Source organism: Streptomyces sp. AcH 505 (genome assembly GCF_000818175.1).
GTDB lineage: Bacteria > Actinomycetota > Actinomycetes > Streptomycetales > Streptomycetaceae > Streptomyces.
Map to the genome: position 1 here is coordinate 143529 of NZ_JTIY01000001.1, position 23862 is coordinate 167390.

The 23862-nt window shown below is 70.5% G+C and carries 25 protein-coding genes; 5 read left to right on the forward strand and 20 right to left on the reverse strand.

Annotated elements, in window-relative coordinates; all coding sequences use genetic code 11:
- Positions 1 to 40: 40 nt before the first annotated feature.
- The 13 genes from HY68_RS00570 to HY68_RS00625 all read right to left on the reverse strand — a co-directional run bounded on the left by HY68_RS00570 (position 41) and on the right by HY68_RS00625 (position 12357).
- Positions 41 to 877, reverse strand: a complete 837-nt coding sequence (locus HY68_RS00570) for a DUF3159 domain-containing protein (protein WP_041983305.1) — start codon at positions 875 to 877, stop codon at positions 41 to 43.
- 3 nt (positions 878 to 880) lie between these two features.
- Positions 881 to 1267 carry an OB-fold nucleic acid binding domain-containing protein gene (locus HY68_RS00575; protein WP_078863363.1) on the reverse strand — a complete coding sequence of 129 codons (387 nt, stop codon included), beginning with the start codon at positions 1265 to 1267 and terminating at the stop codon, positions 881 to 883.
- A 34-nt stretch (positions 1268 to 1301) separates the two neighbouring features.
- Positions 1302 to 1991, reverse strand: coding sequence for a response regulator (locus HY68_RS00580; RefSeq protein WP_041983309.1), 690 nt, complete (start codon positions 1989 to 1991; stop codon positions 1302 to 1304).
- Between the two features lie 26 nt (positions 1992 to 2017).
- Positions 2018 to 4561: an ATP-binding protein gene (locus tag HY68_RS00585; protein ID WP_041983312.1), complete on the reverse strand. Its 2544-nt coding sequence runs from the start codon at positions 4559 to 4561 to the stop codon at positions 2018 to 2020.
- Between the two features lie 191 nt (positions 4562 to 4752).
- Positions 4753 to 5424: an ABC transporter ATP-binding protein gene (locus tag HY68_RS00590; protein WP_241778718.1), complete on the reverse strand. Its 672-nt coding sequence runs from the start codon at positions 5422 to 5424 to the stop codon at positions 4753 to 4755.
- 127 nt (positions 5425 to 5551) lie between these two features.
- A complete protein-coding gene (locus HY68_RS00595; protein WP_078863364.1) occupies positions 5552 to 6214 on the reverse strand; it encodes a potassium-transporting ATPase subunit C in 663 nt (220 codons plus the stop codon).
- 11 nt (positions 6215 to 6225) lie between these two features.
- Positions 6226 to 8367, reverse strand: a complete 2142-nt coding sequence (gene kdpB, locus HY68_RS00600; RefSeq protein WP_078863365.1) for a potassium-transporting ATPase subunit KdpB — start codon at positions 8365 to 8367, stop codon at positions 6226 to 6228.
- Positions 8364 to 10028: a potassium-transporting ATPase subunit KdpA gene (gene kdpA / locus HY68_RS00605; RefSeq protein WP_041994919.1), complete on the reverse strand. Its 1665-nt coding sequence runs from the start codon at positions 10026 to 10028 to the stop codon at positions 8364 to 8366. The genes kdpB and kdpA overlap by 4 nt, the downstream gene beginning before the upstream one ends.
- 3 nt (positions 10029 to 10031) lie before the next feature.
- The gene (kdpF, locus tag HY68_RS39975; RefSeq protein ID WP_041983318.1) at positions 10032 to 10121 is read right to left on the reverse strand and encodes a K(+)-transporting ATPase subunit F; all 90 of its coding nucleotides are present in this window, start codon (positions 10119 to 10121) and stop codon (positions 10032 to 10034) included.
- The gene (locus HY68_RS42500) at positions 10118 to 10291 is read right to left on the reverse strand and encodes a hypothetical protein (RefSeq protein WP_157874250.1); all 174 of its coding nucleotides are present in this window, start codon (positions 10289 to 10291) and stop codon (positions 10118 to 10120) included. The genes kdpF and HY68_RS42500 overlap by 4 nt, the downstream gene beginning before the upstream one ends.
- A 140-nt stretch (positions 10292 to 10431) precedes the next feature.
- On the reverse strand, positions 10432 to 11223 hold the full coding sequence (locus HY68_RS00615; protein WP_041983322.1) for a DUF3710 domain-containing protein: 792 nt from the start codon (positions 11221 to 11223) through the stop codon (positions 10432 to 10434).
- A gap of 1 nt (position 11224) precedes the next feature.
- Complete coding sequence (gene dut, locus HY68_RS00620; protein ID WP_041983325.1) at positions 11225 to 11740, reverse strand: dUTP diphosphatase; 516 nt, start codon at positions 11738 to 11740, stop codon at positions 11225 to 11227.
- Positions 11737 to 12357 (reverse strand): PaaI family thioesterase, encoded by a 621-nt coding sequence (locus HY68_RS00625; protein ID WP_078863366.1) that lies wholly within the window; start codon positions 12355 to 12357, stop codon positions 11737 to 11739. The genes dut and HY68_RS00625 overlap by 4 nt, the downstream gene beginning before the upstream one ends.
- A 57-nt stretch (positions 12358 to 12414) precedes the next feature.
- Between HY68_RS00625 and HY68_RS00630 the strand changes: the two genes are divergently transcribed.
- Positions 12415 to 12873, forward strand: coding sequence for a DUF3093 domain-containing protein (locus HY68_RS00630; protein WP_041983331.1), 459 nt, complete (start codon positions 12415 to 12417; stop codon positions 12871 to 12873).
- A 45-nt stretch (positions 12874 to 12918) separates the two neighbouring features.
- On the opposite strand, the gene HY68_RS00635 is transcribed toward HY68_RS00630, so the two are convergent.
- From HY68_RS00635 to HY68_RS00650, 4 genes are all read right to left on the reverse strand, one after another.
- Positions 12919 to 13836: a hypothetical protein gene (locus HY68_RS00635; RefSeq protein WP_041983335.1), complete on the reverse strand. Its 918-nt coding sequence runs from the start codon at positions 13834 to 13836 to the stop codon at positions 12919 to 12921.
- A 13-nt stretch (positions 13837 to 13849) separates the two neighbouring features.
- Positions 13850 to 14146, reverse strand: coding sequence for a DUF4193 domain-containing protein (locus HY68_RS00640; protein ID WP_030902691.1), 297 nt, complete (start codon positions 14144 to 14146; stop codon positions 13850 to 13852).
- Positions 14147 to 14550: 404 nt separating this feature from the next.
- Positions 14551 to 15783, reverse strand: a complete 1233-nt coding sequence (locus HY68_RS00645; RefSeq protein WP_041994920.1) for a HAMP domain-containing sensor histidine kinase — start codon at positions 15781 to 15783, stop codon at positions 14551 to 14553.
- A gap of 5 nt (positions 15784 to 15788) precedes the next feature.
- Positions 15789 to 16442: a response regulator transcription factor gene (locus HY68_RS00650; protein WP_041983338.1), complete on the reverse strand. Its 654-nt coding sequence runs from the start codon at positions 16440 to 16442 to the stop codon at positions 15789 to 15791.
- A 354-nt stretch (positions 16443 to 16796) separates the two neighbouring features.
- On the opposite strand from HY68_RS00650, the gene HY68_RS43360 reads away from it, so the two are divergent.
- On the forward strand, positions 16797 to 16970 hold the full coding sequence (locus HY68_RS43360; protein WP_198533181.1) for a hypothetical protein: 174 nt from the start codon (positions 16797 to 16799) through the stop codon (positions 16968 to 16970).
- A 142-nt stretch (positions 16971 to 17112) separates the two neighbouring features.
- Here the strand turns inward: HY68_RS43360 and HY68_RS00655 are convergent, their stop codons facing one another.
- Both HY68_RS00655 and HY68_RS00660 read right to left on the reverse strand, forming a co-directional pair.
- Positions 17113 to 17931: an inositol monophosphatase family protein gene (locus HY68_RS00655; protein WP_241778443.1), complete on the reverse strand. Its 819-nt coding sequence runs from the start codon at positions 17929 to 17931 to the stop codon at positions 17113 to 17115.
- An 11-nt stretch (positions 17932 to 17942) separates the two neighbouring features.
- Positions 17943 to 19070 carry a ferrochelatase gene (locus HY68_RS00660; RefSeq protein WP_041983343.1) on the reverse strand — a complete coding sequence of 376 codons (1128 nt, stop codon included), beginning with the start codon at positions 19068 to 19070 and terminating at the stop codon, positions 17943 to 17945.
- Between the two features lie 91 nt (positions 19071 to 19161).
- Between HY68_RS00660 and HY68_RS00665 the strand changes: the two genes are divergently transcribed.
- Positions 19162 to 20442, forward strand: coding sequence for an MFS transporter (locus HY68_RS00665; protein ID WP_041983345.1), 1281 nt, complete (start codon positions 19162 to 19164; stop codon positions 20440 to 20442).
- Positions 20384 to 21721: a D-arabinono-1,4-lactone oxidase gene (locus tag HY68_RS00670; protein ID WP_041983347.1), complete on the forward strand. Its 1338-nt coding sequence runs from the start codon at positions 20384 to 20386 to the stop codon at positions 21719 to 21721. The genes HY68_RS00665 and HY68_RS00670 overlap by 59 nt, the downstream gene beginning before the upstream one ends.
- A 15-nt stretch (positions 21722 to 21736) precedes the next feature.
- On the opposite strand, the gene HY68_RS00675 is transcribed toward HY68_RS00670, so the two are convergent.
- Complete coding sequence (locus HY68_RS00675; protein WP_052456974.1) at positions 21737 to 22591, reverse strand: hypothetical protein; 855 nt, start codon at positions 22589 to 22591, stop codon at positions 21737 to 21739.
- Positions 22592 to 23057: 466 nt separating this feature from the next.
- Here HY68_RS00675 and sepH point away from each other — a divergent pair.
- Positions 23058 to 23862: septation protein SepH (gene sepH / locus HY68_RS00680; protein WP_041983349.1), on the forward strand; the 805-nt coding region annotated here is incomplete at its 3' end.

Consider the following 23862-nt stretch of genomic DNA (forward strand, 5'->3'; position numbering starts at 1 on the left):
CGGCCGGTGCGGGGCCCCACCCATGTCTACGACGCGTGCGTCACGCCTCGCGGCGGTGGCTGCGTGGCGCCGGCCGGTCGGCCGCAGTCCCCTCGGCCGAGGCCGCCGAAGCCGCTGCCTTGCGCTCCTTCTCGGCCTGCTCCTCGGCCTCCATCTCGGCGAACACGTCGATGGGCGGCGGCGCCTTCGCCAGGAAGACCCAGGTCAGATAGACCGCGAGCAGGAAGGGCGGGATCTTGAGCGAGATCAGGATCCAGCCGAGCGACGTGGTGTCGGCCCACCAGTAGAGCGGGAAGAGGATCGCGCACTTGGCGAGCAGGATCAGTCCCCACGCCCAGCTGGACTTGGCGTAGGCCTTCTTGCGGCCGGGGTTGCGGGTGCGCCAGGAGAGGTTCTCCTTGAAGACGGGCCCGAGGATCAGACCGATCAGCGGCACCCCGGCGACCGTCGTGACGATGTACGCGACGGCGAGGCCGAGCGTGTAGATCATCCCCGGCAGGTAGAAGTCCTTGGCGTTGCCGGTCATCATCGCGAAGACGACACCGAAGGCCACCCCGAAGACACCGCTGAAGGCGTGCTTGACGGTGTCGCGGCGGATCAGCCGGACGGCGACGAGCACCACCGAGATGGCCAGCGCGGCGATCGCCGAGGCGTACAGGTTCTTGTTGATGGTGAAGATCGTGACGAAGAGCAGTCCCGGCAGGACCGTCTCCACCATCCCGCGCAGTCCGCCGAACGCCTCGAAAAGGGCGGCCTCGGTAACGGCCCGCGCGTCCTGCTCCTCCGTGGTCCTGGGGTCCTCGGAGCCCTGGGGGTCCCCCGTGGCGGGCGAGGTCTGAGAAGCGGTCGAGGCGGCTGACTTGTCGACTGACGTCACCGGCTACTCCTGTCCGAGCGGTCGGAGCTCGTATTTGGGATTGAACAGCACCCGGCGGCCGTGGCTCACGGAGATCCGGCCGGAGGCGATCAGCTTGCGGCCCGGCTCGATCCCCACGATGGAGCGCCGGCCCAGCCACACCACGTCCAGCGGTGCGGTGCCGTCGAACAGCTCCGCCTCCAGAGCCGGCACACCGGCCCGCGGACGCAAGGTGACCGTCCGCAACGTACCAGTCACCCGGACGATCTGGCGGTCGTTGCACTCGGAGATCCGGGTGCACCCGGACGCGTGTGCGTCTTCCCGCAGCTCCTCGGACTCCAGATCCTCCTGGGAGCTGGACAGCCGGTCGAGCATCCGGCGGAATCGGCCGCTCGGCTTGTCAGCACTCATGCGCCAAGGGTACCGGGATCGGAGCGCTGTCGAATCAGTGCTCGAAGCGGTAACCCATACCCGGCTCGGTGACGAAGTGCCGGGGGTGCGAGGGGTCCGCCTCCAGCTTGCGGCGCAGCTGTGCCATGTAGACCCGCAGATAGTTGGTCTCCGTGCCGTAGGAGGGGCCCCAGACCTCCTGGAGGAGCTGTTTCTGGCTGACGAGCCTGCCGGTGTTGCGGACGAGCACCTCCAGCAGGTGCCATTCGGTCGGCGTGAGCCGTACGTCGCGGCCGTCCCTGTGCACCTTCTTGGCCGCCAGGTCGACGGTGAAGCCCTCCGTCTCGACGACGGCGACCCCGTCGTCGCCTTCCCCGCCGACCGGCTCGGTGCGCCGGACGGCCGCGCGCAGCCGGGCCAGCAGCTCGTCCATGCCGAAGGGCTTGGTGACGTAGTCGTCGGCGCCCGCGTCCAGCGCCTCGACCTTCTCGTCCGAGGTGTGCCGGGCGGAGAGCACCAGGATCGGCACCCGGGTCCAGCCGCGCAGTCCCCTGATCACCTCGACGCCGTCCATGTCGGGCAGGCCGAGGTCGAGCACCACGACGTCGGGATGGCGGGCGGCGGCGAGTTCCAGCGCCGAGGCGCCGTCGGATGCCGCGTCCACCTCGTACTTGCGCGCCTTCAGGTTGATCACGAGGGCACGTACGATCTGCGGCTCGTCGTCGACCACGAGCACCCGGGTCATGGGGGTCTGCCTTTCCGCCGTCCCGGTCACGAGATGACCCGGGAGGAGAGTTCGGGGCGGGCCGGCAGCAGGCCGGTCGCCGCTCTGAGTGTGAGGACCATGGTCATACCGCCGCCGGGGGTGTCCTCGGCGGCGAGGGTGCCGCCCATCGCCTCGACGAAGCCGCGGGCGACCGCGAGTCCGAGGCCGACGCCGGCGCCGCGCGGTGCGTCGCCGTGGCGCTGGAACGGTTCGAATATCCGGTCCTTGGCCTCGTCGGGCACGCCGGGGCCGCTGTCGGTGACCCGTACCTCGACCCGGGCGCCGAGCGCGCTGGCCGCCACGGTGACCGGCTGCGCGTCGGGGCTGTACTTGACGGCGTTCTCGACGATATTGGCGACGGCGCGCTCCAGCAGTCCCGGATCGACGGCCACCATGGGCAGCGACTCGGGGATGTCCAGCTCCACGCTGTCCTCCGGTACGCCGCCGAGCGCCATCGGAACCACCTCGTCGAGGTCGATCTCGCGGATCAGCGGGGTGACGGTGCCGGTCTGCAGCCGGGACATGTCGAGCAGGTTGCCCACCAGGTGGTCGAGCCGGTCGGCGCCGTTCTCGATGCCGGCGAGCAGTTCGGCGCTGTCCTCCTCGGACCACTCGACGTCGTCGGAGCGCAGCGAGGAGACGGCGGCCTTGATCCCGGCGAGCGGGGTGCGCAGGTCGTGGCTGACGGCGGCGAGCAGTGCGGTGCGGATGCGGTTGCCCTCGGCCAGCTCGCGCGCCTGCTCGGCCTCGCCGACGAGGCGCTGCCTGTCGAGGACGACGGCGGCCTGCGCGGCGAAGGCGGCGAGCACCCTGCGGTCCTCGGCGGGCAGCATCCGGCCGGACAGGGCCAGCGCCATGTGGTCGCCCACGGGCATGTCCACGTCGGCGTCGTCGGGGCGGGTCGCGGGCTTGGGGCCGACACTGCCCGCGCAGGTCCAGGGGTCGACGTCGCTGGAGCGCTCCAGCAGGGCCACCGAGTCCATGGCGAAGGTCTCGCGTACGCGTTCGAGGAGGGCGTCGAGGGTCGTCTCGCCGCGCAGCACGCTCCCGGCGAGGAAGGACAGGATCTCCGACTCGGCGCGCAGCCGGGCCGCCTGGTGGGTTCTGCGGGCCGCCAGGTCCACCACGGAGGCGACGGCCACGGCGACGGCGAAGAAGACCACGAGCGCGACGATGTTCTTCGGCTCGGCGATGTCCAGGGTGTGGGTCGGTGGCGTGTAGTAGAAGTTCAGCAGCAGTGAGCTGACGGCGGCCGAGGCGAGCGCCGGTTTCAGTCCGCCGAACAGCGCGGACAGCACGGTCAGGAAGAGGAACAGCAGGACGTCGTTGGCGAGCCCGAGGGGGTCGGCCAGCGAGGAGAGCAGCAGCGAGAGCAGGACGGGCGCCACGACCCCGGCGAGCCAGCCCCAGATGATCCGGGAGCGGCCGAACCGCGCGCCGCGCGCCACCGGCAGTCCGCGCCCCTTGGCGACCTCGCTGTGGGTGACGATGTGGACGTCGAGGTCGGTGCCCGAATCGCGGGCGACCGTCGCGCCGACACCGGGTCCGAAGATGTACTGCCAGGTCTTGCGGCGGCTCGATCCGAGGACGATCTGGGTGCCGTTCACGCCGCGGGCGAATTCGAGGAGCGCCGAGGGCACGTCCTCGCCTATGACGTGGTGGAAGGTGCCGCCGAGGTCTTCGACGAGGGTGCGCTGGAGCGCCAGTTCCTTGGGCGAGGCCGAGGTGAGCCCGTCGCTGCGGGCGATGTAGACGGCGAGGATCTCGCTGCCGGAGCCCTTGGCCGCCATCCGGGCGGCGCGGCGGATCAGCGTACGGCCCTCGGGGCCGCCGGTGAGGCCGACGACGATCCGCTCGCGGGCCTGCCAGGTGGAGCGGATGTTGTGCTCGCCGCGGTACTGCTGGAGGTATTCGTCCACGCGGTCGGCCACCCACAGCAGGGCCAGCTCGCGCAGGGCGGTCAGGTTGCCGGGTCTGAAGTAGTTGGACAGCGCCGCGTCCAGCTTCTCCGGCTTGTAGATGTTGCCGTGCGCCATCCGGCGGCGCAGCGCCTGGGGCGACATGTCGACAAGCTCTATCTGGTCGGCCCTGCGGACGACCTCGTCGGGGACGGTCTCGCGCTGCCGCACCCCGGTGATGGACTCGACGACGTCGCCGAGGGACTCCAGGTGCTGGATGTTCAGGTTGGAGACCACGTTGATGCCGGCCTGGAGGAGCTCTTCGATGTCCTGCCAGCGCTTGTGGTTGCGGGAGCCCGGGACGTTGGTGTGCGCCAGCTCGTCCACGAGGGCGACGGCCGGCCGGCGTTCCAGTACGGCGTCGACGTCCATCTCGGTGAACACGGTGCCGCGGTACTCGATCTCGCGGCGGCTCACCTCTTCGAGGCCGCGCAGCATGACCTCGGTGCGCGGCCGGTCGTGGTGCTCGACGAAGGCGACGACGCAGTCGGTGCCGCGCTCCACCCGGCGATGCGCCTCGGAGAGCATCGCGTAGGTCTTGCCGACGCCCGGCGCCGCACCCAGGTAGATCCGAAGCTTGCCGCGTCCCATGGCCCCATTGTCTTCCGGAAGAGCCGTCCGCGTCGGGCGGGCGGCTCTCTCGAAGCTACAGCCACCGATAGGGACATTTGGGGCATGCGGTCTGCTCCGGAGTGGGTCTTGACGCGACCCTGATGCGCCGGAATCCACCGTGACCGGCGGTTGTGCCCGATCCGGACGACCGGCGCCAGGGAGTGCCCGGCCTAGGCGTGTTCGACGATGTGGCCGTCGCTGAGTTCCAGCACCCGGTCGGCGAGGCCGAGGAGCTGTGTGTCGTGGGTGGCGACGAGCGCGGTGAGGCCCTCGCTGCGTACGACGGCGCGCAGCAGCTCCATCACGTCGAGCCCGGTCTCCGCGTCGAGCTGCCCGGTGGGCTCGTCGGCGATCAGCAGGGCGGGCCGGTTGGCGAGGGCGCGGGCGATGGCCACCCGCTGCTGCTGGCCGCCGGACAGCTCGCCGGGCCGCTGGGCGGTGTGGTCGGCGAGACCGACCAGGGCGAGCAGCAGCGCCACCCGCTCGTCGCGCTCCCGGGCGTTCGTCCTGCGCAGCCGCATCGGCACGCCGACGTTCTCGGCGGCGGTCAGGATCGGGATGAGTCCGAAGGACTGGAAGATGAAACCGACCCGGTCCCTGCGCAGCGCGAGCAGCCCGTCCTCGCCGAGCGTGGACAGCTCGGTGCCGTCGACGGTGATCCGTCCCCGGCCCGGGGTGTCGAGGCCGCCGACCAGATTGAGCAGGGTCGTCTTGCCGGAGCCCGACCGGCCCTTCAGGGCGACGAGTTCGCCGCGCGGGATGTCGAAGGAGACACCGCGCAGGGCGTGTACGGCGGAGGCGCCGGCCCCGTACGAGCGGTGCACGTCCTCGACCCGCACCATGGGGCCGCCGGCCTCTTCCGCCAGGGTGGCCGCCGCGCCACGGACGCCGATGCTCTCACTCATGGGCGCCAGTATGTGCGGAGCCCATGAGTGAGAGCAATGGCCGTCGATCACCATCTGCCGTGCGTCAGCCCGCCAGCTCCCTCAGTGCGATGTTCAGCTTCAGGACGTTCACCTGGGGCTCCCCGATGAAACCGAGGGTGCGTCCGACGGTGTTCTTGTCGATCAGCTTCTCCACCTGCGCGAGGGTGAGGTGGTTCTTCTCCGCCACGCGGTGCGCCTGGAGCTGCGCGTACTGCGGGGAGATGGACGGGTCGAGTCCCGATCCGGACGAGGTGACGGCGTCGGCCGGCACCGCGGACGGCTTGACCGTGTAGCCCGGGGTCGAGTTGTCCTTGATCACGGCGGCCTTGGCGTCGGTGACCTGCTTGATCAGGTCCTTGCTGTCGCCCGCCAGGTTGGTGGCGCCGGAGAGGATCAGCGTGTACCGCGTGTTGACGCTGTTCTCGCCGAGACCGTTCGACGGGCGCGGCTGGAACCACGTGAGGTCGGGTGCCGGGGTCTCCTGGCCCTTCTTCAGCGGCAGGTCGTAGCGCTGCCCGATGAGGGACGACCCGACGACCTTGCCGTTCTCCTTGATCTCGGAGCCGTTCGCCTTGTCGTGGAAGGCGGCCTGGCCGATCCCCAGCACCGCCAGCGGGTAGATCACGCCGCACAGGACGCTCAGGACGATGAGGGCGCGTAGCCCGGCCCAGCCGAGCCGGAGCGCGCTGCCTGCCGAATTGTTCATGCTCATGCCGTTCACCCGATGCCGGGGATGAGAGAGATGATCAGGTCGATGATCTTGATGCCGATGAACGGCGAGATCAGGCCGCCGAGGCCGTAGATCGCGAGGTTCCTGCGCAGCATCTTGTCGGCGGTCGTCGGCCGGTAGCGCACACCCCGCAGGGCGAGCGGTACGAGCGCGACGATGACCAGCGCGTTGAAGATGACCGCCGACAGGATCGCGGACTCGGGCGACGACAGGTCCATGACGTTGAGCTTGTCGAGGCCCGGGTAGGCGACCGTGAACATCGCCGGGAGGATCGCGAAGTACTTCGCGACGTCGTTGGCGATCGAGAACGTGGTCAGCGCACCGCGGGTGATGAGCAGCTGCTTGCCGATCTCGACGATCTCGATCAGCTTGGTCGGGTTGGAGTCCAGGTCCACCATGTTCCCGGCCTCCTTGGCTGCCGAGGTACCGGTGTTCATGGCCACGCCGACGTCGGCCTGGGCGAGCGCGGGCGCGTCGTTCGTCCCGTCACCCGTCATCGCGACGAGCTTGCCGCCGCTCTGCTCACGCCTGATGAGCGCCATCTTGTCCTCGGGCGTGGCCTCGGCGAGGAAGTCGTCCACGCCCGCCTCGTCCGCGATGGCCTTGGCGGTCAGCGGGTTGTCACCCGTGATCATGACCGTCTTGATGCCCATCCTGCGCAGCTCGTCGAACCGCTCCCGCATGCCTTCCTTGACGACGTCCTTGAGGTGGACGACACCGAGGACCCTGGCTCCCGTGCCGTCCTCGACGGCGACCAGCAGCGGGGTGCCGCCGGCCTGGGAGATGGTCTCGGTCAGCATCCGCACCTCGTCGGGCACCTGGCCGCCGCGCTCCTGGACCCAGGCCACGACCGAGCCGCTCGCGCCCTTGCGGACCTTGCGCCGTACGCCTTCCTCTTCGAGGTCGACGCCCGACATCCGGGTCTGGGCGGTGAAGGCGATCCAGTCGGCCCCGGTCAGCTCGCCCCGGGTGCGCTCGCGCAGCCCGTACCGCTCCTTGGCGAGGACGACGACGGACCGGCCTTCGGGGGTCTCGTCGGCCAGCGAGGAGAGCTGGGCGGCGTCGGCGAGTTCGTCCTCGCGCACCCCGTGGACGGGCACGAACTCGGACGCCTGGCGGTTGCCGAGGGTGATGGTGCCGGTCTTGTCGAGCAGCAGCGTCGACACGTCGCCCGCCGCCTCGACGGCCCGTCCCGACATCGCCAGCACGTTGCGCTGGACGAGTCGGTCCATGCCCGCGATGCCGATCGCGGAGAGCAGCGCGCCGATGGTGGTCGGGATCAGACAGACCAGCAGGGCGACCAGCACGATCGTCGTCTGCCGCGATCCCGCGTAGATGGCGAACGGCTGGAGGGTGACCACGGCGAGCAGGAAGACGATGGTCAGCGAGGCGAGCAGGATGTTCAGCGCGATCTCGTTGGGCGTCTTCTGCCGTGCGGCGCCTTCGACCAGCTTGATCATCCGGTCGATGAAGGTCTCGCCGGGCTTGGTCGTGATCTTGACGACGACCCGGTCGGAGAGGACCTTCGTACCGCCGGTGACGGCCGAGCGGTCACCGCCCGACTCGCGGATGACGGGGGCGGACTCACCGGTGATGGCCGACTCGTCGACGGACGCGACGCCTTCGACCACGTCACCGTCGCCGGGGATGGTGTCGCCCGCCTCGCAGACGACCAGGTCGCCGATGCGCAGTTCGGTGCCGGGCACCCGCTCCTCGGCCGTGCCGTTCAGCCGCCGGGCGACGGTGTCGGTCTTGGCCTTGCGCAGCGTGTCCGCCTGCGCCTTGCCGCGTCCTTCGGCCACCGCCTCCGCCAGGTTGGCGAAGATCGTGGTGAGCCACAGCCAGCCGGCGATGGTCCAGCCGAACCAGTTGCCCGGGTCCTTGAAGGCGAACACGGTCGTCAGGACGGATCCGACGAGGACCACGAACATGACGGGCGATTTCCACATGACGCGCGGGTCGAGCTTGAGCACGGCCTGCGGGAACGACGTCAGCAGCTGTTTGGGGTCGAACATGCCGCTGCCGACGCGGTTGCCCTGGCTGTTGTGGCCCGCTGGTACGTCGCTGTGCGGCGCACGGGTCGGAGTGGACGTGGACATCGAGTCCTCTTGCTTCAGACGAGTGGTCATGACGCCAGCCCCTCGGCCAGCGGTCCCAGCGCGAGCGCGGGGAAGTAGGTCAGACCGCTGACGACGATGACGGTGGCGACGAGCAGCCCCGCGAACAGCGGCTTGTGGGTGCGCAGCGTGCCCAGCGACGCCGGGATCTTCTTCTGCTCACCGAGCGAGCCGGCCAGCGCCAGGATGAAGACCATCGGCAGGAACCGGCCGAGCAGCATCGCCAGCCCGATCGTGGTGTTGTACCACTGGGTGTCGGAGCTGAGTCCGGCGAAGGCCGAGCCGTTGTTGTTGGCACCGGACGTGAAGGCGTACAGGACTTCGGAGAAGCCGTGCGCGCCGCTGTTGAGCATCGAGTTCTTCGGCGTGGTCATCGCCATGGACGCGGCGGTGAAGCCGAGCGCGAGGGCCGGCGTGATCATGATGTAGAGCGCGGCGAACTTGATCTCGCGGGTGCCGATCTTCTTGCCCAGGTACTCGGGCGTACGGCCGACCATCAGGCCCGCGATGAAGACAGCGACGATCGCGAGGATCAGCATGCCGTAGAGCCCGGAGCCGACACCGCCCGGCGCCACTTCGCCCAGCATCATGCCCAGCAGGGTGATTCCGCCGCCGAATCCGGTGAAGGACGAGTGGAACGAGTTGACGGCGCCCGTCGACGTGAGCGTGGTGGTCGTCGCGAAGAGCGACGAGCCGCCGACCCCGAAGCGGGTCTCCTTGCCCTCCATGGCACCGCCCGCGATGTTGAAGGCGAGCGCGCCGTGGTGGAACTCGGTCCACATCATCAGGGCGGTGAAACCGATCCAGATCGTCACCATCGCGGCGAGGATCGCGTATCCCTGCTTGACCGAGCCGACCATCGTGCCGAAGGTGCGGGTCAGGGCGAAGGGGATGACCAGGATCAGGAAGATCTCCAGGAGGTTCGAGATCCCGCTCGGGTTCTCGAACGGGTGGGCCGAGTTGGCGTTGAAGTAACCGCCGCCGTTGGTGCCCAGCTCCTTGATGGCCTCCTGGGAGGCGACCGCGCCGCCGTTCCACTGCTGCGAGCCGCCGGCGAACTGGCCGACCTCGTGGATCCCGGAGAAGTTCTGGACGGCGCCGCAGGCGACCAGCACGACGGCGCCGATGAACGCGATCGGGATCAGGATGCGGACGGTGCCGCGCACCATGTCCGCCCAGAAGTTGCCCAGTTCACCGGTACGGGAGCGGACGAAGCCCCGGATGAGGGCGACGGCGACGGCCATGCCGACAGCGGCCGAGAGGAAGTTCTGGACGGCGAGGCCGCCGGTCTGTACGACGTGGCCCATGGCCTGTTCGCCGTAGTACGACTGCCAGTTGGTGTTGGAGACGAAGGACGCCGCCGTGTTGAAGGCCTGGTCGGGGTCGATCGACGAGAAGCCCAGCGAGCCGGGCAGGCTCCCCTGGACGCGCTGCATCAGGTACAGGAAGAGCACGCTGATGAGCGAGAAGGCGAGTAGGCCGCGCAGGTAGGCGGGCCAGCGCATCTCGGTGGCCGGGTTGGCGCCGATGGCCTTGTAGATCCACTTCTCGACGCGCAGATGCTTCGGCGAGTTGTACACCCGTGCCATGTAGTCGCCCAGCGGGCGGTACACCAGACCGAGTACCACGATCAGGGCGATCATCTGGAGCACCCCGGCGAGTACGGGACTCATCACTCAGAACCTCTCAGGACGGACGAGGGCGAGGACGAGATACACCAGGAGGGCGACGGCGACGACGAGGCCGACGATTGTCTCGGCGCTCACAGTTTCGCCACCCCCTTGGCGATGAGAGCCACCAGCGCGAACACCGCGATCGTGGTGAGGACGAAGGCCACGTCGGCCATCGGTCTGCTCCTAGCTGAGATGAGGCGGAATCTGACTTCTTGAGGAAACCTCCTCGTCCGCCCGATTCCGCTCGCGTTGACGTGTCCCATACGGCCACGGGCACCGGCTTGACGCACTCCATATGTCAGCGGCCGTGACCAGGGGAAACGCCAGTGGGCCGCACCCCGGGTGCCGGGGTACGACCCACTGCTCTCAGCTGTGTTCCGCCCGTCGTCCGACGGGCCCTTCGTCAGCGCACTTCGGTGATCTCGGGGCCGCGCTGGAGCGAGCCCATGCCGCCGGAGAACCGGGAGCCCTCCTGCTCGTCCTGCTGGACGCCCTCGGGCACCATCTGCGCGTCGTTGGGGAGCTTCAGGACGATCGGGTCACGGGGCGCCATCGGTCCGTCGCCACGTACCACCACGGTGTCCCGGAAGACGCTCTCCAGCAGGCCCGCGGCCTCGGGCTGCACGGCGCCCTGCCCGGAGATCACGCCGCGCAGGAACCAGCGGGGGCCGTCGACCCCGATGAAGCGCACCAGCTGGACGCCTCCGGTGCCGTCGGGCAGCTGTACGGGGACCTGCGCGCGCAGCTCCCAGCCCAGCGGGCCCTCGACCTCGTCGATGATGCCGCCCTGCTGGGTGATGCCGGTGGCGATCTCCTCGCGGACCTCGCCCCAGATGCCTTCCTTCTTGGGCGCCGCGAACGCCTGGAGCTGTACGGCGCTGTCGCGCACCACGACCGTGGCGGCCACGATCGCGTCACCGGCGACCTCGACCCGCAGCTCCATGCCTTCGACTCCGGGCACGAAGATGCCGCCCAGGTCGACCCGGCCGTCGTCGGCCTTGCTGACCTCGGAGATGTCCCAGGGACCGTCGGGCCGCGGGGCCGGAGGAAGGTTCACCCGGCGGCTCGCGGGCTCGGCGTCGGCAGCGCCTGCGTCGGCGTCAGCGGCGTCGTACGACTCGACGTCCTGCCCTGCCTCGCCGGCCGCGTCCGTCGCGTCCTCTGCGGAACCACTCTTCTTGCGACGTCCGAACACGTCACTGTCCTTCCCGGTCGGATACGACCGAAGCGTATCGATTCCCACCCTGTGCGCCGTCCACGGCGGCATGGCCGCCGGTGGACCCGAAGCCCCCCTCGGCCCGCGCGGAACCGGGAAGCTCCGCCACCTCGTGGAAGCGCACCTTCTCGACCTGCTGGACGACGAGTTGGGCAATCCGGTCGAACCGTTCGAACCGCACGCTCTCGCGCGGGTCCAGATTCACCACGATCACCTTGATCTCTCCACGGTACCCGGCATCCACCGTCCCCGGGGCATTCACGAGGGCGACACCGCACCGGGCGGCGAGCCCGGAACGCGGGTGCACGAAGGCCGCGTAGCCGTCCGGCAGCGCGATCGACACGCCCGTCGGGAGCACGGCACGCTCACCGGGCGCCAGCTCGGCGGCCTCGGTGGTGACCAGATCCGCCCCGGCGTCGCCGGGGTGCCCGTAAGCGGGGAGCGGCACCTGCGGATCGGTCCTGCGGATCAGCACATCGACAGGGGGACGGCTCATGGGTTCACCTCGAAGGCACGTGCGCGCTTGATCTGGTCGGGGTCGGCCATGGCTGCCCGGATCTCCTCCTGGCGGCCGTGTGAGACGAAGTGATCGACCTTGACCTCGACGAACAGGGCGTCGGCGCGGACCGCCACCCGCCCGTCGGGGCCGCCGATCCGGCCGGTGGCCGTCGAGTAGATCTTCCGGCCGTGCACGGCGGTGACCTCGGCCTCCAGGAACAGCACCGTGCCGACCGGCACCGGACGCAGGTACTCGGTCTGCAGCTTCCCGGTCACCGCCACCACCCGCAGCAGCCAGCCGAGGGCGCCGAGCGTCTCGTCGAGCGCGGTGGCCAGCACCCCGCCGTGGGCGAGCCCCGGCGCACCCTGGTGGGCCGCGCCGACGGTGAACTCGGCGGTGAGGCTGACGCCTTCGCCGGCCCGCGCCTGGAGGTGCAGTCCGTGCGGCTGCTGGTCGCCGCAGCCGAAACAGTGCTGGTAGTGCGAGCCGAGCAGCTCTCCGGGAGCCGGGGCGTCGGGATGCCGCACCGGGGCCGTGGCGTCGGCCGGAGGTGTCAGGGCCGGGGAACCCCCGGAGGTGCCCGCGGGTGTTCCCGGTGATGGCGCGTTACTCACAGGCGCAGACCTTACCCGCGCGGCGGCCCGCCGGGCGCACCGTGCCAAGCTTGGTCCATGGAGCACTCCGCCGCACGCTACGACGAACGTCTGACCGCACCGGCCTCCTGGTGGGGCATCGCCGCCCTCGTGGGGGTGGCGGGCGCGCTGATCCTGCTGCCGCTGGGGCCGCTGCCGATGCTCGGCGGGCTGGTGGGCGCGGGCGCGCTGGCGGCGGGCGGCGTCAGCGCGTACGGCTCGGCGCGGATCCGGGTGGTGGCCGATTCGCTGGTGGCGGGCGACGCCAGGATCCCGGTCTCGGCGCTCGGCGAGGCCGAGGTGCTGGACGGCGAGGAGGCGCGGGCCTGGCGGCTGCACAAGGCCGACCCGCGTGCGTTCATGCTGCTGCGCAGCTACGTCCCGACGGCGCTGCGGGTGCCGGTCGTCGACCCGGACGATCCGACGCCGTACCTGTATCTGTCGACCCGCGACCCGCAGGCGCTCGCCTCGGCGCTCGACGCGGTGCGCGCGAGCTGACTCCGGTACGTACGAGCCGGCGCCGTCAGGGCCGGACGACAGGCCCTAGCTCCCCAGCTCCTTGGGGAACTCGGGCGGCAGCTCCTTGGGCTGCTCCAGCGGGGGCAGGGCGGGCAGCGCGTCCCAGGCGACCTGCCTGGTCCGCAGGTCGTCGCGGATGCGCTCGGCGACGTGTTTGGTGTCGCGGCGGTTCATCATGGCGCCGACGGCGGCCCCGATCATGAACGGGACCAGGTTCGGCAGGCTGCGGACGGTGCGCTTCATGATCTGCTGGCGCAGTTCGCGCTTCATCCGGTTGCTGAGGGCCGAGTTGATGGAGGCGGCGGGCTTGGTGACGTCGACCCCGCGCTCCTCGGTCCAGGACGTCAGATAGGCCGTGCCGCGCTCGCGCAGATTGCCGGGCGGCCGCTGTCCGTAGACCTCGTGCAGCTCGGCGATCAGCTTCAGCTCGATCGCGGCGACCGCCGTGATCTCGGCGGCCAGCTCGGCCGGCATCGCCGGCGGTACGGGCAGCATCGCGGCGGCGCCGATGCCCGCGCCCACGGTCGAGGTGCTGTTGGCGGCGCCCGCGACGAGCTTGTCGGCCAGCTCCTCGGGCCCGAGGCCGGGGAACTGCCCGCGCAGGGTCGCCAGATCGCGCACGGGCACGCGCGGGGCGATGTCGATGATCCGGTCGGCGACGAAGCCGAGCCCCGCCTTGGCGCTCGCGCCGCCTTTCCGTACTCCCCGTTTGACGGCACCCAGGCGACGGCCCTTGGTCACGGGGTCGTCGTGGTCTTCCTGGTCTGCTCCGAGCGAGGCCGGCAGGCCTCGCTCGTCGTCACGTGCGCCGGGACTGTGCAGGAGAGCGGCGTGCTCAGCAGAGGGCTCAGTGCCTTCTGCCGGGCCTGTGCCGCCCTGGTACGCCTCCGGTGCACTGTTACGCCGGAAGCGTCGTTTCCTGGACGGTGCGTCGTCTGCCACGGCTGCCTCGACCTCAGTCGCAGTCGCGGCAGATCGGCTGACCGTTCTTTTCCCTCGACAGCTGGGACCGGTGATGCACCAGGAAGCAGCTCATGCAGGTGAACTCGTCGGCCTGCCTGGGCAGCACCCGGACGGACAGCTCCTCGTTGGAGAGATCCGCGCCGGGCAGCTCAAGGCCTTCCGCCTGCTCGAACTCGTCGACGTCAACCGCTGACGTCGACTTGTCGTTCCGACGGGCCTTCAGTTCCTCAAGGCTGTCCTGATCGACGTCGTCATCGGTCTTGCGTGGGGTGTCGTAGTCCGTTGCCATGTCGCTCTCCCCCTCTGGGTTTCTGTGGTGTCTCCAGCGCACGTAACGCGTGAGAGGCCGGACTTGTGCCCGACCTGAGGCGGAGATTTTGCCTCACATCAAGGTCTGTTACTCAATCGACACCCAACCGCACCCCTCACGAGTGATCGGCTTCAGGTGGCGAAGGGGACCGTACACGGTCCGAATGTCGTACTTCACGGGCGCCACCCCGTGTACTTCCCGTAATCCTGGCCTCTGGAAACCCGGACTTTACTGGCTTTCCGGCGGTGGCTTGATCACGGAGCGTAGATAGGCGTGAAATCGACCGTGCGATCGATCACACATGGACACAACAGGAAAGTGTCCAGAAAATTCCGCGCAAAGCGAACAAAGATGGCTCAGGTCCGTCATCATGAGGCCCGGCTTCAGACAGGCAGCGTGACGCGCATCACGAGCCCGCCGCCCTCCCGGGGTTCCGCGATGATACGGCCGCCGTGCGCCCTGGCGACGGAGCGCGCGATCGACAGGCCGAGACCCACCCCCTTGTCACTGCCGGTGCGCTCGGTGCGCAGCCGCCGGAACGGCTCGAAGAGATTGTCGATCTCGTACGCGGGAACGACGGGACCCGTGTTCGACACCAGCAGGATCGCCTGACCCTGCTGCAGCTCCGTGCCGACCTCCACCCAGCCGCCCTCCGCGATGTTGTAACGGACGGCGTTCTGTACGAGGTTCAGCGCGATCCGCTCCAGCAGCACGCCGTTGCCCTGCACCACGGCCGGCACACAGGCGGTGCGGATCTCCACCCCCTTCTGCTCGGCCTCGGCCAGCGCCTGGTCCACGGCCCGGGTGGCGACCTCCGCGAGGTCCACCGGTTTTCGGTCCACGAGCTGGTTGTCGCTGCGGGCGAGCAGCAGCAGCCCCTCGACCAGCTGCTCGCTGCGCTCGTTGGTGGCCAGCAGGGTCTTGCCGAGCTGCTGCAGCTCGGCCGGGGCGCCCGGGTCGGAGAGATGGACCTCCAGCAGCGTGCGGTTGATCGCCAGCGGCGTGCGCAGCTCGTGCGAGGCGTTGGCGACGAACCGCTGCTGCGCCGTGAAGGCGCGCTCAAGGCGCTCCAGCATCTCGTCGAAGGTGTCGGCCAGCTCCTTCAGCTCGTCGTCCGGGCCGTCCAGCTCGATCCGGCGCGCCAGGTCGGAGCCGACCACCCGGCGGGCGGTACGGGTGATCCGGCCGAGCGGCGAGAGCACCCGTCCCGCCATCGCGTAGCCGAAGGCGAAGGCGATGATGCTGAGGCCGACCAGGGCGAAGAGCGAGCGGGTCAGCAGGTCCTCCAGCGCCTGCTGGCGCTGGTGGTTGACGCAGCTGTTCATCAGCGAGTTGAACGTGTCCGGATCGGCGTTGGCGGGGAAGTTGCAGACCTGGCTGCTGACCCTGCCCGAGACGATCTTGAACGGCAGCTCGCTGCCCACGTGCAGCGCCTGCGCCGCCAGCATGTAGATGATCGACAGCAGCAGGATGCCGGCGATCAGGAACATCCCGCCGTACAGCAGCGTCAGCCGTATCCGGATGGTCGGGCGGACCCAGGGAAGCAGCTGCTCCTGGCGTCTGGGGTCCCAGGTCGGTTTCGGTGGCGTCGTGGGCGGCGCCGGGGTGGCGGCCATCGGCATCAGATCCGGTAGCCGGAGCCGGGCACGGTCACGATCACCGGGGGCTCACCGAGCTTGCGGCGCAGGGTCATCACGGTGACCCGCACGACATTGGTGAACGGGTCGGTGTTCTCGTCCCACGCCTTCTCCAGCAGCTGCTCGGCCGAGACCACCGTGCCCTCGCTGCGCATCAGGACGTCCAGGACCGCGAACTCCTTCGGCGCGAGCTGGATCTCCTTGCCGTCCCTGAAGACCTCGCGGCGGTTGGGGTCGAGCTTGATCCCGGACCGTTCGAGCACGGGCGGCAGGGGCACCGTCGTACGGCGGCCGAGCGCGCGGACCCGCGCGGTCAGCTCGGTGAAGGCGAAGGGCTTGGGGAGGTAGTCGTCGGCGCCCAGCTCAAGGCCCTCGACCCGGTCGCTGACATCGCCGGAGGCGGTGAGCATCAGCACCCGGGTGGGCAGCCCCAGCTCGACGATCCTGCGGCACACGTCGTCACCGTGGACCAGCGGAAGGTCACGGTCGAGCACCACCACGTCGTAGTCGTTGACGCCGATCCGCTCCAGGGCGGCCGAGCCGTCGTACACGACGTCGACGGCCATGGCCTCCCGGCGCAGTCCGGTGGCCACCGCATCGGCGAGCAGCTGCTCGTCCTCGACGACGAGTACGCGCACGTCGTTGTTCCTTCCTCGAAGCCTTCTGTACCGGTCCTTACCGGGCCGCATCCACGGCTGGTGCTGCCCCATCCTGCCTGGTAAGGCCATAAACCGGCGGTAAGACGATGCCGGACGACCAGGCACAACCGGGAATAGACAGGATTATTCGAGAAGTTGAGGTTTCTGCCCGGCCGGGGCTGGGGATGACGAGTTCACACCTGAGATCGCGCCCTGTACGTGGCATGTCATAGCCCGGTCCGTCCCCCAGAGACAGACGGGTGCGAGATCGAACCGCCGTCGGCACACCCCCGTGCCACTGAACCGATGACGTCGGCACACCCCCGTGCCACTGACCCACGACGAGGGGGCGCAATGGACGCATTCACCGCAGGGCTGCTGCAGCGTATAAGGGCCACGCAGACAGACCTCACACGAGCCCGTGAGACGGGCGACGACTTCCTCGCGGACGTCGAGCAGGAAGAGCTGGAGGATCTGCGGCGCCTCGCCGCGGAACACGGTGTCGAGGTCGGCGCGCCGAGCGTCTGACCCCGTACATGTCCTGACCCATACGTTCGGCCCGCGTCGGTACGCGCGGGTCCCCGAGGTTCACACAGGTAAGGGCCCCGGCGCCGAGGGGATGGCGCCGGGGCCCTTCCGTGTGCGGGCGTCCGGACGCCCGGGCGTCGGGTCAGTCGTGCCAGGCGCCGTACTCCTCCAGCAGCGTCTGGAGGGGTCCGAAGACACCGGGCGACGCGGCCACGGTCAGCTCGCGGTCGGGCCGCGCGCCGGGGCGTCCGCCCGTCAGCGCTCCCGCCTCCCTGGCGATCAGCTCGCCCGCCGCGAGGTCCCAGGGGAAGAGCCCGCGCTCGAAGTAGCCGTCGAGCCGGCCCGCCGCCACGTCGCACAGGTCGACGGCGGCCGAGCCGCCCCGCCGGATGTCCCGCAGCCGCGGGATCAGCCGCTGGGCGACGGCGGCCTGATGGGTACGGACCGTGGTGACGTAGTTGAAGCCGGTGGAGACCAGCGCCTGGTCGAGCGAGGGCGAGGGACGGCAGGTGACGCTCCGGCCGTTGACGAGGGCGCCGCCGCCCCGTACCGCCTGGAAGGTCTCCCGGCGCAGCGGGATCTCCACCACACCGACCAGCGTCTCGCCGTCGCGTTCGGCGGCGATGGACACGGACCAGGTCGGCAGCCCGTACAGATAGTTGACGGTGCCGTCGAGCGGGTCGATCACCCAGCGCACGCCGCTGGTGCCGGCCGAGCTGGCGCCCTCCTCGCCGAGGAAGCCGTCGTCCGGGCGGTGCTCGGAGAGATACGTCGTGATCAGCTTCTCCGCCGCGATGTCCATCTCGGTGACGACATCGATGGGGCTGGACTTCGTGGCGGCGACGGCGAGATCGTCGGGGCGGCCGTCCCGCAGCAGCGCGCCGGCCTGCCGCGCGGCCTCCAGGGCGAGGGCGAGCAGTTCGGCGGTCAGCGAGTCGTCGGTCGAGGCGTCGTCGGACACAAGGGGCTCCTTCAGGCGTACGGGCTGTCGGCGCCCGCGGCGGCGGGCCTGGGGGCGCGGGCCGGGCAGCAGCCGACCGGGCAGAGGTCATGGCTCGGGCCGAGGGCGCCCAGCGCGCAGCGCTCGGGGTCGCGGCCCCGCTCGGCCGCCGCCCGCTCCAGGAGGAGATCGCGTACGGCGGCGGCGAAGCGCGGGTCGGCGCCGACCGTCGCCGAGCGGCGGACGGGCAGGCCGAGTTCGGCGGCCTTGGCCGTGGCCTCGGTGTCCAGGTCGTACAGGACCTCCATATGGTCCGAGACGAAGCCGATGGGGGCCATCACGACGGCGGGGACGCCTTCGCCGTGCAGCTTCTCCAGGTGGTCGCAGATGTCGGGTTCCAGCCACGGGATGTGCGGGGCGCCGCTGCGCGACTGGTAGACGAGCTGCCAGGGGTGGTCGACGCCGGTCTCCTCGCGCACGGTGTCGGCGATCAGCCGGGCGACGTCGAGGTGTTCGGCGACGTAGGCGCCGCCGTCGCCGTGCGCGTCGGCGGGCCCCGACGTGTCGGCGGCGGCCTCCGGGACGGAGTGGGTGGTGAAGGCGAGGTGCGCGCCGGCCCGTACGTCCTCCGGCAGGTCGGCGAGCGAGGCCAGCACGCCCTCGATCATGGGGCGGACGAAGCCCGGGTGGTTGAAGTAGTGCCGCAGTTTGTCGACGCGCGGCAGCTCAAGCCCCTCGTCGGCGAGCGTGGCGAGGGCGTCGGCGAGGTTCTCGCGGTACTGCCGGCAGCCGGAGTAGGAGGCGTAGGCGCTGGTGGCGAGGACCGCGATCCTGCGCCGGCCGTCCGCGACCATCTGCCGCAGGGTGTCGGTCAGGTACGGCGCCCAGTTGCGGTTGCCCCAGTAGACCGGCAGCTCGACGCCGTGCTCGGTGAAGTCCGCGCGCAGCGCGGCCAGCAGGGTGCGGTTCTGTTCGTTGATCGGGCTGACCCCGCCGAACAGGAAGTAGTGCTTCCCCACTTCTTTGAGCCGTTCCTCGGGGATGTCGCGGCCGCGGGTCACGTTCCGCAGGAACGGGACGACGTCGTCCGGGCCTTCGGGGCCGCCGAAGGACAGCAGGAGCAGGGCGTCGTAGGGGGAAGTCACAAGCTCTTCGGGCATGTTTCGATCCTGCCATCCGCCCTGGCCGCTCGGACAACCGCCGCACTCGTAACCTGTACGGACCTTCTTCATTCCTTACCGGAGCGTTCCCTTGCCCAGTCCGTACCAGGCGATCTTCACCACTCCCGGCGCCAAGGGATTCAGCGCGGCCGGTCTGCTCGGCAGGTTGCCGCTGTCCATGATGGGCATCGGCGTCGTGACGATGATCTCGCAGCTCACCGGCAGGTACGGCCTCGCGGGCGCGCTCTCGGCGACGCTGGCGATGTCCTCGGCCGCGCTCGGCCCGCAGATCTCCCGGCTGGTCGACCGGCACGGCCAGCGGCGGGTACTGCGGCCCGCCGCACTGGCCGCTGTGGCGGCCGTCGCCGGACTGCTGGTCTGCGCCCAGCAGGAGGCGCCGGAGTGGACGCTGTTCGTCTTCGCCGCCGGAGCGGGCAGCGTGCCGAGCGTGGGCTCGATGGTGCGGGCGCGCTGGGCCGAGATCTACCGGGACTCACCGCGCGAGCTGCACACCGCGTACGCGTGGGAGTCGACCGTCGACGAGATGTGCTTCATCGTCGGCCCGATCGTCTCCATCGGTCTGTCGACCGCGTGGTTCCCCGAGGCGGGTCCGCTGCTCGCCGCCTGCATCCTCGCGGTCGGTGTCCTGTGGCTGACGGCGCAGCGCGCCACCGAGCCCGTGCCGCGGCCGCGCGAGGAGCACACCGGGCGTTCGGCGCTGCGCTCCCCCGGGCTGCGGGTGCTGGTGACCACCTTCCTGGCGACCGGGGCGATCTTCGGCGCGATCGACGTGGTGACGGTCGCCTTCGCCGAGGAGCAGGGCCACAAGTCGTGGGCGAGCCTGGTGCTCGCCGTGTACGCGCTCGGGTCCTGTCTCGCGGGGGCGGTGTTCGGGCTGCTGCACTTCACCGGCTCGGCGTCGCGGAGATGGCTGGTGGGTGTCTGTGCGATGGCCGTGAGTATGATCCCTCTCCAACTGGCCGGGAGCCTGCCGTTCCTGGCCGTGGCACTCTTCGTCTCGGGGCTCCTGGTCGCACCGACGATGGTCACCACGATGGCCCTCGTCGCGGCGCACGTACCGCGTACCGAACTGACCGAGGGAATGACCTGGACCAGTACCGGGCTCCTGGTCGGGGTGGCGCTCGGCTCGTCGGCGGGCGGCTGGGTGGTCGATGCGGCGGGGGCCGAGGCGGGGTACTGGGTACCCGCCGCCGCAGGGGCGCTCGCGGCCGTGGTGGCGGTCCTGGGGGCTCGCCGGCTGCGCGTGCCGACGGCCGTACGGCCGGAAACTGTGCGACGAGGGAGCGGGGCCGATGAGCTGGAGCCAGTCGACGAGGACGGCGACCACGACGAGGGGCGGAGCCTGGCGTAACTGGGCGGGGAACGTCACCGCCCGGCCGGCCCGCACGGTCTCCCCCAGGTCCGTCGACGAGCTGGCCGCGGTCATCCGCCGGGCGGCGGAGGACGGGCTCAAGGTCAAGGCCGTCGGTACGGGCCACTCGTTCACCTCGGCGGCGGCGACCGACGGGGTGCTCGTACGGCCCGACCTGCTGACCGGCATCCGCTCGGTCGACCGGGCGGCGGGGACCGTCACCGTCGAGGCGGGCACCCCCATGAAGCGGATGAACGCGGGGCTGGCCCGCGCGGGCCTGTCGCTCACGAACATGGGCGACATCATGGAGCAGACCGTCGCGGGCGCGACCTCCACCGGGACGCACGGCACGGGCCGCGACTCGGCGTCGATAGCCGCCCAGATCCGCGCGCTGGAACTCGTCACCGCCGACGGCTCGCTGCTGCGCTGCTCCGCCGACGAGAACCCGGAGGTCTTCGCCGCCGCCAGGATCGGGCTGGGGGCGCTGGGTGTAGTGACCGCGATCACCTTCGCCGTCGAGCCGGTCTTCCTGCTGACGGCCCGTGAGGAGCCGATGAGCTTCGACCGGGTGACCGCCGAGTTCGACGAGCACTTCACCGAGAACGAGCACTTCGAGTTCTACTGGTTCCCGCACACCGGCAACTGCAACACCAAGCGCAACAACCGCAGCGCGGGCCCCGCCGCTCCGCCCGGCCGGGTCAGCGGCTGGATCGAGGACGAGTTCCTCTCCAACGGCGTCTTCCAGGCCGCGTGTTCGCTGGGCCGGGCCGTGCCGGTGACCATCCCCGCCATCGCGAAGGTCTCCAGCCGCGCGCTGTCGGCCCGTACGTACACGGACATTCCTTACAAGGTCTTCACCTCACCGCGCCGGGTGCGGTTCGTGGAGATGGAGTACGCGCTGCCGCGCGCCGCTGCGGCCGACGCGCTGCGCGAGGTCAAGGCGATGGTGGAGAGTTCACCGCTGCGGGTGAGTTTTCCGGTGGAGGTGCGGACGGCGCCCGCCGACGACATCGCGCTGTCGACGGCCTCGGGCCGGGAGAGCGTCTACATCGCCGTGCATCTCTACCGAGGCACCCCGCACCAGGCGTACTTCACCGCGGTGGAGCGGATCATGACGGCGCACGGCGGCCGGCCGCACTGGGGGAAGATCCACACCCGGGACGCGGAGTATCTGGCGGGCGTGTACCCGCGCTTCGGCGAGTTCACGGCGCTGCGCGACCGGCTCGATCCCGACCGGCTGTTCGCCAACGACTACCTGCGCCGGGTGCTCGGCGACTGACGGACCCACGGCACCTCACTGCCCCGAGGTGCCCGTACCGGTCTCCGACGTGGCGGCGCCGCCGTCGCCCTGCGAAGGCGTCGGGGCGGGTGCCGAAGGGGTGGGCGCGCTGTCGGAGGGCGAGGGCTGCGGGGTGCCGGGGCTCCGCGAAGGTCCGACCTGCTGCCCGCCGTCCCCGCTGCTCGGGGAGTCGCCGGGGGACGGGGTGACCTGAGTGGTCCCGTCGTCGCCGGGGGCGCCACCGGGGTCCTGACCTGGGTCTTGTGACCGCTGGGTGTCACCGGGCCGAGGGGACGGCTCGGACGGTTGCCCGCCACCGCCTCCCCCGCCGCTGCCTCCGACGACCGAGCCGACGGTTGTGCCCTTGCCGCCGCTGAGGTCCTGTCCCGAGACCAGTTCGAAGCCGGTGATGCCGATCATCGCCACCAGGAAGACGACGGCCGCGGCGATGACCGGGCGCTTCCAGCCCCGTACCCGGGTGCCGTGCGTGGTGGCTTCGCCGAACTCCCCGTCCGGCGCCTCGGCGAGGGTGACGGGGCCCGAGCCCGCGTCCCGCACCGGGACCTGACGGCCCTTCGGCTTCGCCTGGACCGTCACCACACGTATCTGCTCGCCGGTGCGCCGGAACAGATGCTGGAAGACGGAGGCCCCGCACGTCGCGATCACGCTGACCACACCCGCGCCGATGATCGTGCCGTACACGCCGAGCTGGGAGGCGAGCACCGCAGCCGCGATGGCGGCGACCGCACTGCCCGCGACCTGCGGAAGGCTGAGATCGAGCCGCCGCCCCCCGCGCTCCCCTTCGTCGCCCGCGCCCGGCGTCGCCCCGCCGTCCTGCCGCTGATTCATCTCCAGCCCCTGCTTGCCCATCTGCCCCACCCTGCATCAGGAAGGGACAATTGGGCGAAGTGAAACCTTCCGATTCTGCGGATTGTGTGAAGCGCAACACCGGACGACGGCCGGGGGAAGGGCTCAACTCCCGTGGTCACGGAGAACTTGGGCGGCGCGTCAGCCCACCCGGATGGCCCGAATGGAGTACTGTGGCGAGCCCTGGGGCCGGACTCCCTCGCGGGTGTCCGGGACCTCCGGAAGGGGGCCGAAGTGGCACTCGATCCGGCGGGGCCGTTGCGCCGCACGGACGCCTGCTGCACAGAGTGACCGGTCCGTCACTCTGCGTCGCAAACAGGTAACCGTGCCATAACGGCGATCCAGGACCCCTGCCCGACACGCCGGGCAACACGGCAAGGTTGTGGCAGGCTGCACCCGGGCAGGCCACACTCGACTAGCGGAAGCAGCGACGCACGTGACGTCGGCAGGCACCACCCGGGAGGTTCCCATGCCCGAACTGCGTGTCGTGGCCGTCTCGAACGACGGCACACGACTGGTGCTCAAGGCTGCCGACAGCACGGAATACACGCTGCCGATCGACGAGCGGCTGCGGGCAGCCGTACGGAACGACCGTGCCAGGCTCGGTCAGATCGAGATCGAGGTGGAGAGCCACCTCAGGCCCCGTGACATCCAGGCGCGGATACGGGCCGGAGCATCGGCCGAAGAGGTCGCCCAGTTCGCCGGCATCCCCGTCGACCGGGTCAGGCGCTTCGAGGGCCCCGTGCTGGCCGAGCGCGCCTTCATGGCCGAGCGCGCGCGGAAGACAGCTGTCCGGCGGCCCGGCGAGAACGCGGGTCCCCAGCTCGGTGAGGCGGTGCAGGAGCGGCTCACCCTGCGCGGCGCCGAGAAGGAGACCGTCCAGTGGGACTCCTGGCGGCGGGACGACGGCACCTGGGAGGTGCTGCTGGTCTACCGCGTCGCCGGTGAACCGCACTCGGCGAGCTGGACGTACGACCCGCCCAGGCGGCTCGTCCAGGCCGTCGACGACGAGGCGCGCGCGCTGATCGGCGATCCCGACGACACGCTGGCGGCCCCGAGCCAGGAGCCGAGCTTCCCGTTCGTGCCCCGGATCGCCAGGCTGCCGCGCGACCGGCCGCTCGACCGCGGCCTCGATCGGGCCATGGAGCGCCCCGGCGTACCGGCGGAGCCCGACGAGACCAGTGAGCGCGACTCGCTGACGAGCCTGCTGGAGGCGGTACCGAGCTTCCGTGGCGACATGGTCGTGCCCGAGCGGCCCGCGCCGCCCGAGCCGC

Coding starts and splice junctions, on each gene's coding strand:
- HY68_RS00575 (WP_078863363.1), bottom strand. CDS start 1,267: ATGAGTGCTGACAAGCCGAGCGGCCGATTCCGCCGGATGCTCGACCGG.
- HY68_RS00580 (WP_041983309.1), bottom strand. CDS start 1,991: ATGACCCGGGTGCTCGTGGTCGACGACGAGCCGCAGATCGTACGTGCC.
- HY68_RS00585 (WP_041983312.1), bottom strand. CDS start 4,561: ATGGGACGCGGCAAGCTTCGGATCTACCTGGGTGCGGCGCCGGGCGTC.
- HY68_RS00590 (WP_241778718.1), bottom strand. CDS start 5,424: ATGGTGCGGGTCGAGGACGTGCACCGCTCGTACGGGGCCGGCGCCTCC.
- HY68_RS00595 (WP_078863364.1), bottom strand. CDS start 6,214: ATGAACAATTCGGCAGGCAGCGCGCTCCGGCTCGGCTGGGCCGGGCTA.
- kdpB (WP_078863365.1), bottom strand. CDS start 8,367: ATGACCACTCGTCTGAAGCAAGAGGACTCGATGTCCACGTCCACTCCG.
- kdpA (WP_041994919.1), bottom strand. CDS start 10,028: ATGAGTCCCGTACTCGCCGGGGTGCTCCAGATGATCGCCCTGATCGTG.
- HY68_RS42500 (WP_157874250.1), bottom strand. CDS start 10,291: ATGGGACACGTCAACGCGAGCGGAATCGGGCGGACGAGGAGGTTTCCT.
- dut (WP_041983325.1), bottom strand. CDS start 11,740: ATGAGCCGTCCCCCTGTCGATGTGCTGATCCGCAGGACCGATCCGCAG.
- HY68_RS00630 (WP_041983331.1), top strand. CDS start 12,415: ATGGAGCACTCCGCCGCACGCTACGACGAACGTCTGACCGCACCGGCC.
- HY68_RS00640 (WP_030902691.1), bottom strand. CDS start 14,146: ATGGCAACGGACTACGACACCCCACGCAAGACCGATGACGACGTCGAT.
- HY68_RS00645 (WP_041994920.1), bottom strand. CDS start 15,783: ATGGCCGCCACCCCGGCGCCGCCCACGACGCCACCGAAACCGACCTGG.
- HY68_RS43360 (WP_198533181.1), top strand. CDS start 16,797: ATGGACGCATTCACCGCAGGGCTGCTGCAGCGTATAAGGGCCACGCAG.
- HY68_RS00660 (WP_041983343.1), bottom strand. CDS start 19,070: ATGCCCGAAGAGCTTGTGACTTCCCCCTACGACGCCCTGCTCCTGCTG.
- HY68_RS00670 (WP_041983347.1), top strand. CDS start 20,384: ATGAGCTGGAGCCAGTCGACGAGGACGGCGACCACGACGAGGGGCGGA.
- HY68_RS00675 (WP_052456974.1), bottom strand. CDS start 22,591: ATGGGCAAGCAGGGGCTGGAGATGAATCAGCGGCAGGACGGCGGGGCG.